Source organism: Lentzea aerocolonigenes (assembly GCF_000974445.1).
GTDB classification, from domain to species: Bacteria; Actinomycetota; Actinomycetes; order Mycobacteriales; family Pseudonocardiaceae; genus Lentzea; species Lentzea aerocolonigenes.
On the sequence record NZ_BBOJ01000045.1, the window covers coordinates 24127 to 30685 of the forward strand.

Genomic DNA, 6559 nt, shown 5'->3' on the forward strand with positions numbered 1-6559 from the left:
TTGCGTGCAATGAGTTCTTTGTGGGGTGGCCGGTTCGAGTCGGGACCGGCCGAGGCGATGGCCCGTCTGTCGCTGTCGACGCACTTCGACTGGCGTCTGGCGCCGTACGACATCGCCGGCTCGCGCGCGCACGCCCGTGTGCTGCACGCGGCAGGTCTCTTGTCTGATGAAGAGCTGGCCGGCATGCAGAAAGCGCTGGACGAGCTGCTCGCGGACGTCGAGTCGGGCGAGTTCACGCCGGTGCTGGAGGACGAGGACGTCCACACGGCGCTGGAGCGCGGCCTGATCGACCGCGCCGGTGCCGAGCTGGGTGGCAAGCTCCGCGCGGGCCGTTCCCGCAACGACCAGGTGGCGACGCTGTTCCGCATGTGGCTGCGCGACGCCGCCCGCCGGGTTTCCGCCGGCGTGCTGGACGTCGTGGACGCGCTCGCCGCGCAGTCGGAGACGAACTTCGGCGCGGTCATGCCCGGCCGCACGCACCTGCAGTCCGCCCAGCCCGTGCTGTTGTCGCACCACCTGCTGGCGCACGCGCACTCGCTGCTGCGGGACGTCGACCGGCTGCACGACTGGGACAAGCGCGCGGCGTTCTCCCCGTACGGCTCGGGCGCGCTGGCCGGGTCCTCGCTGGGCCTGGACCCCGCCAAGGTAGCCGCCGACCTGGGCTTCTACGCGCCGGTCGAGAACTCCATCGACGGCACCGCCTCCCGCGACTTCGCCGCCGAGATCGCGTTCGTGCTGGCGATGATCAGCGTGAACCTGTCGCGCATCGCCGAAGAGATCATCATCTGGACCACCGCCGAGTTCCGCTTCGCCGTCCTGGACGACGCGTGGTCGACGGGCAGCTCGATCATGCCGCAGAAGAAGAACCCGGACGTCGCCGAGCTCGCGCGCGGCAAGTCCGGTCGCCTGATCGGCAACCTCGCGGGGCTGCTGGCGACGCTGAAGGCCCAGCCGCTGGCGTACAACCGCGACCTGCAGGAGGACAAGGAGCCGCTGTTCGACTCGGTCGAGCAGCTGGAGCTCCTGCTGCCGGCCTTCGCGGGCATGGTCGCGACTCTCCGGTTCGACGTGGAACGCATGGCCTCGCTGGCTCCCGCCGGCTTCACGCTGGCGACCGACATCGCGGAATGGCTGGTGCGCCAAGGCGTTCCCTTCCGCGTCGCGCACGAGGCCGCGGGTGCCTGCGTTCGTGCGGCGGAGTCCCGCGGCGTCGGCCTGGAAGACCTGACCGACGACGAGTTCGCCGCGATCTCGCCCGCGCTGACCCCCGAGGTCCGTTCGGTGCTGACCGTCGAGGGCTCGATCGCGTCCAGGAACGCGCACGGCGGCACCGCACCTTCGCGAGTCCGCGAGCAGCTGGACGCGCTGGTGGCCCGCGCCGCGGCGGCCCGTGAGTTCTAGGCAGCTGACGGGGGAGGAGCTGGCGGTCGACCCGGTCGACGCGGCCCAGCTCCTCCTCGGCTCGTTCCTCGAAGCGGACGGCGTGCGCGTGCGCATCGTCGAGGTGGAGGCGTACCGGGGCGGCGACGACCCGGCGTCGCACTGCTATCGCGGCAAGACCCCGCGCAACGAGGTGATGTTCGGCCCGGCCGGCCACCTCTACGTCTACTTCGTCTACGGCATGCACTTCTGCGCCAACGTCGTGTCGCTGACCGACGGCGTGCCCGGTGCCGTGTTGTTGCGCGCGGGGGAGGTGGTCTCCGGTGAAGACATTGCCTTCTCTCGACGACCTGCTTCGCGCTCGGCGGCCGAACTGGCCAAAGGACCCGCACGGCTGTGCAAGGTCTTGGGGCTCGACCGCACGCAGAACGGGGTCGACCTGACGTCTGCCGACTCGCCCGTGCGCCTGTACGCGGGCGAACCCGCCGAGCAGGTGTTCTCGGGCCCGCGCGTCGGTGTCGCCGTGGCGATGGACGTGCCGTGGCGGTTCTGGGTCGACTCTCCGGCCGTGTCGACGTACAAGAGAGGCGGCAAGCGCCGCAGGTCAGCGTGAGAGCTCGTCCAGCGCGACCTTGAACCGCCGTTCCAGCTCGGGATCCACCTCGAACACCAGCGGCACGGTCATGTTGATCTGCTCACCGGCGGTCAGCCGTTCGACCAGGGTGTCCGCCACCCCGCGCAGGTCCTGCGCCACCGCGTGCATCGCCCGCAGCTGCTGGTCGGCGAACTGCGCGTGGATCCGCGCGGCCGTGCGGGTCTTGTCCTTCGCGTAGCTGGTCGCGTGGATCTCCCTGGCCCACTCCAGGATCTCGTCGAACGTCCGCACGAACAGCTCGCCGAGGTGCACGATCCGGCCGGGATCACCCGGCACGCCGGGTGCGCCGAACGCGGCCTCCTGCGTGGCCTCGGTGAACACCGTCTCCACCGCGACCTTGATGATCTCGCCCAGCAGCACGTTGCGATCGCGGATCAGGTCGATCCCGTTGCCGTGCTCGACGGTCCCGTTGCGCGGCGCGTACCGCAGGAAGTGCTCGCGGTACTTCGACTCCAGCTCCTCGAGCCCTTGCGACACAACGGTCACGTACAGCAGGTATTCCCACCCGCGCGGCTTCTCCCTGACCAGCGCCGCGACGGACTGCGGTGTGATCGGCGTAGTAGGAGTGAACGACGCACGGTGCTGCGCCAACTTCTGCGCAACGGCCTGTGCGATGACCTCGTCGCTGTGCACGCGCATGTCGAGGTACGCGATCGTGGGCAAGAGACCGGGCACGGGCGTGTCGTCGATGCGGATCGGCAGCACGTACTCGGTGTGGTCCTCCAGCGCGCGCGCCATCGCGGCACGGCTCTGAAGGCGCGTCCACTTCGAGACGTAGTGCTGGGAGCTGAACAGCAGCACGAACCTCGCACGGTGGCTGAACGTCTCGGAGAAGTACTCGATGCGGTCCTGCCCCCACATCTCGATCTCGCGGTCTTTGTCGTAGAAGACCTCGACACCCAGCGCCTTCAGGCGGTCGACGATCGGCAGCACCCGATCGCGGTCCTCTTCGGCGAACGACGGAGCGACGTCGAACTCGTACTCGGCCACCGGTCTAAAGTACGGCCTTCGACGTCCTGGGGGATCACGTGGAGAAGAAGCTGGCCGCGGTGGCCGCCGAACTGGTCGCGAGAACCGAACCGGGCTGGGACCACCTGACCCTGCGCGCCACCTCCGATTCCGGGTTCACGTCCAGACGGGTCACGTCCGGACCGTCGGAAAACGATGTGCGCGTGCGGCAACTGGAGTCGTTGGTCGCACTTGGTGCGGACGGCCCGGTCGTGTTCGAGATGAGGGTCGAGCCGGACGGAGCGTTCACCGCCCTCCTGACTGAAGGCATCCAACAGCAAGACAGCCTCCTACCGCCGACCTACAGCCTTGTGTTCGAACCGCGGCCACGGCAGTTGATCCCGCCGTACGAACGAACCGAGGTGACGTCGACCGGTCCGCTGGCCGCCGTCGAAGCCGAGCTCGGCGTGCCGCTGCCGGGCGAGGTGCACGAGCTGTATCTCAGCGGTGTCACCGAATTCGGTGACCACACCCTGCTGCCGGCGGACGAGATCCTGACCGTCCGGCGAGAACGGCTCGAGGACGAGGAGTCGTTCTTCTCGCACAGTTGTGATCATTGGGCGGAGCCGGTCCCGTACACCGGACCCCTGGATGCCGTGCAGCTCGTCGGTTTCCACCCGTTGTGGGTGCCGATCGTGCGGTACCCGTCCGGCGTGACGCTGTGCGTCGACCTCGCTCCCGGACCGCGTGGTCGCGTCGGTCAGGTGATCACGGCGTCTCTCAACTGCTACCCGTTGGAGCTCCTCGCCGAGTCGGTGACCGAGTGGCACCGGTCGCCCGTGCACCCGGAACGACCCGGGATGAGGGCCCACTACTCCGCCGAGGACTACGACATCGACGTGGTCGCGGAGGTGTCCCAGAGGTTCCAGACGCTGCGGGAGCTCGGTCTGCACGACCTCGGCGACGCCGATCTCGGCCCGCTCGCGAGCCTGACTGACCTGCGGGAGCTGACGGTGAGCGGAGGGCGCCTGCGACTCGGCGGCCTGGCGGGGCTTCCGTTGGAACGTCTCCACGTCACCGCGACCGAAACCGACATACCCGTGCTGGAACGCCTGACCTCTCTCACGGTCAGCGGTGCGCGCGTTGAGCTACCTGAGTTGCCGAAGCTGCGTGTGCTCGACGTGTCCGGCGCGGAGGTGGACGTCGAGTCGTTGCCGCAGGTGGATCACCTGACGCTGAACGCGGAGCAGTGGCGGCGGTGCGCCGTCCGTCCCGCCGCCGCGACGCTCACCGGCGAACGGTCGCTCGCCCAGGCCCTCGACTGGGCCGGGAGCCTGGGCGTCGTGTTGCCGCGGCGGGTCGTCAGCGGACGGCCGTAGTCCTGCGGTACCAGGCGCGCCGGTGGTCGACCGGCAGTGCCAGCCGGGTGATCAGGCTCGTCAGCAACATGCCGATGAGCAGCCACAGCACTGCGGCGAGGCTCTCGTTGAGCAGAACGGCGACCTTGGGGCTGTCCGGCGTGAACAGGCCGTCCAGGCCGAGGGTGATCCCGTTCGCCCAGCCGGCGACGAACTGGAAGAACCCGTTGGCCGAGTTCGCGTCGGCGACCACCAGGAAGACGTGCACCAACAGGACGATGGCGAACGTCCAGCACACGATGTCGATGACAGCGCAGACGGTGTGCACCGTCCGCACCTTGCGGTAGGTGTCGTCGCGCTCGACGACCTCCTCGACGACAGGTTCGTTCACGCGCGGCATGCGCTCAGTGGGCCGCCGCAACTCGTCACGTGGCTCCGTCATGCCAGCCGGTTACCCGTCCGCGTACCGGGTAGAAACCCGTTCGACCAGGTACGCGACAATGGCTGACGTGAGCGAGCACATCCTTGACGAACTCTCCTGGCGCGGCCTGATCGCGACGTCCACCGACCTCGACGCACTTCGGAAGGACCTGGACGCCGGCCCGCTCACGCTCTATTGCGGTTTCGACCCGACGGCGCCGTCGCTGCACGCCGGCAACCTGGTCCCGCTGCTCATGCTCAAGCGCTTCCAGATGGCGGGGCACCGGCCGATCGTGTTGGCGGGCGGAGCGACGGGCATGATCGGCGACCCGCGCGACACCGGTGAGCGCACGCTGAACCCGCTCGACACCATCGCCGAGTGGGCCGACCGGATCCGCGGTCAGCTGGAGCGGTTCGTCGAGTTCGACTCCTCGCCCACGGGCGCGATCGTCGAGAACAACCTGAACTGGACCGGCCAGGTCACCGCGCTCGAGTTCCTGCGCGACGTCGGCAAGCACTTCTCGATCAACGTCATGCTGTCCCGCGAGACGGTGAAGCGCCGCCTCGAGTCCGACGGCATGTCGTACACCGAGTTCAGCTACCTGCTGCTGCAGTCGAACGACTACCTGCAGCTGCACCGCCGCCACGGCACCTCGCTGCAGGTCGGTGGCTCCGACCAGTGGGGCAACATCGTCGGCGGTGTCGACCTCATCCGCAGGGTCGAGGGCAAGCAGGTCCACGCGCTGACGGCGCCGCTGGTCACCGACGCCGAGGGCCGCAAGTTCGGCAAGTCGACCGGTGGCGGCAGCGTGTGGCTCGACCCGGAGATGACCTCGCCGTACGCCTGGTACCAGTACTTCGTGAACGTCGGTGACGCCGACGTGCTCCGCTACCTGCGCCTGTTCACGTTCCTCACGCGTGAGGAACTGGACGAGCTCGAGAAGGAGACCGCGGAGAAGCCGCACCTGCGTGCCGCGCAGAAGCGTCTCGCGCAGGAGTTCACGGACCTGGTGCACGGGGAGCGCGCGACGCAGCAGGTGATCCTGGCGTCGGCGGCGCTGTTCGGCCGCGGCGAGCTGCGCGACCTGGACGCGTCGGTGCTGGAGGCCGCGCTGGCCGAGGCGCCGACCGGCAGGGTGCGGTTGGCGGACGAGCCCACGATCGTCGACCTGCTGATCGCGTCGGGCCTGGCCGACAGCCGGGGCGCCGCGCGCCGGACGGTGAACGAGGGCGGTGCCTACGTGAACAACGCGAAGGTGACCGACGAGGAGTGGAAGCCGGCCGCGTCGGACCTCCTCCACGGCAAGTGGCTGGTGCTCCGTCGCGGCAAGCGCAACAACGCGGGCATCCACGTGGAGCTCTGACCTGCGGTTTCTGGTCGTCGAAGGCCGCCTGTCCCACTCGGGACCGGCGGCCTTCGATCTTTCTTGGTGTGATCGCGGTCACAGTGTGTCGGGTTCTGCCCTGCGATAGCGTGGTCGCCGGGTCCTGTATGGGGCTGTTGACCTGCGGTTTCTTAATCGCAGGTGGCAGGGTTGCCCCCGATTTGACCCCCAGTTGGCGTGCGTGTAACTTTCTCTCTGCCAGCGCGGAACGGGCCGGGAACACCGGAACGGAGTGCGGCGGAGGTCACGAACCAAGCTTCCACGGACTGTGGTAGAGTGGGTGACCGCGAAACGATGAAGACCCAGCCGGTAGCTCTTCTGAGCTCAGAGGCCAAGGGCGTCGGAAGTTTCAAACCAAAAGCTTATGTACGACACAGCCTCGGATCGAGCCGCTGCATGGCGGATCGTGATGA

The 6559-nt window shown here is 68.5% G+C and carries 6 protein-coding genes; 4 read left to right on the forward strand and 2 right to left on the reverse strand.

Features of this window, described 5'->3' with window-relative positions; translation table 11 throughout:
• Positions 1-9 precede the first annotated feature (9 nt).
• Both argH and AOM45_RS48130 read left to right on the forward strand, forming a co-directional pair.
• On the forward strand, positions 10-1401 hold the full coding sequence (gene argH, locus AOM45_RS48125) for an argininosuccinate lyase (RefSeq protein WP_030474025.1): 1392 nt from the start codon (positions 10-12) through the stop codon (positions 1399-1401).
• Positions 1391-1993 carry a DNA-3-methyladenine glycosylase gene (locus AOM45_RS48130; RefSeq protein ID WP_030474024.1) on the forward strand — a complete coding sequence of 201 codons (603 nt, stop codon included), beginning with the start codon at positions 1391-1393 and terminating at the stop codon, positions 1991-1993. Before argH ends, AOM45_RS48130 begins: the two co-directional genes overlap by 11 nt.
• On the opposite strand, the gene AOM45_RS48135 is transcribed toward AOM45_RS48130, so the two are convergent.
• A complete protein-coding gene (locus AOM45_RS48135; protein WP_051784825.1) occupies positions 1985-3025 on the reverse strand; it encodes a toll/interleukin-1 receptor domain-containing protein in 1041 nt (346 codons plus the stop codon). The genes AOM45_RS48130 and AOM45_RS48135 overlap by 9 nt on opposite strands.
• A gap of 38 nt (positions 3026-3063) precedes the next feature.
• On the opposite strand from AOM45_RS48135, the gene AOM45_RS48140 reads away from it, so the two are divergent.
• Positions 3064-4362, forward strand: coding sequence for an SMI1/KNR4 family protein (locus AOM45_RS48140; RefSeq protein ID WP_030474022.1), 1299 nt, complete (start codon positions 3064-3066; stop codon positions 4360-4362).
• Here AOM45_RS48140 and AOM45_RS48145 read toward each other — a convergent pair.
• The gene (locus AOM45_RS48145; protein ID WP_236704110.1) at positions 4346-4783 is read right to left on the reverse strand and encodes a hypothetical protein; all 438 of its coding nucleotides are present in this window, start codon (positions 4781-4783) and stop codon (positions 4346-4348) included. The genes AOM45_RS48140 and AOM45_RS48145 overlap by 17 nt on opposite strands.
• A gap of 67 nt (positions 4784-4850) precedes the next feature.
• On the opposite strand from AOM45_RS48145, the gene tyrS reads away from it, so the two are divergent.
• A complete protein-coding gene (gene tyrS, locus AOM45_RS48150; protein WP_030474020.1) occupies positions 4851-6125 on the forward strand; it encodes a tyrosine--tRNA ligase in 1275 nt (424 codons plus the stop codon).
• Positions 6126-6559 lie beyond the last annotated feature (434 nt).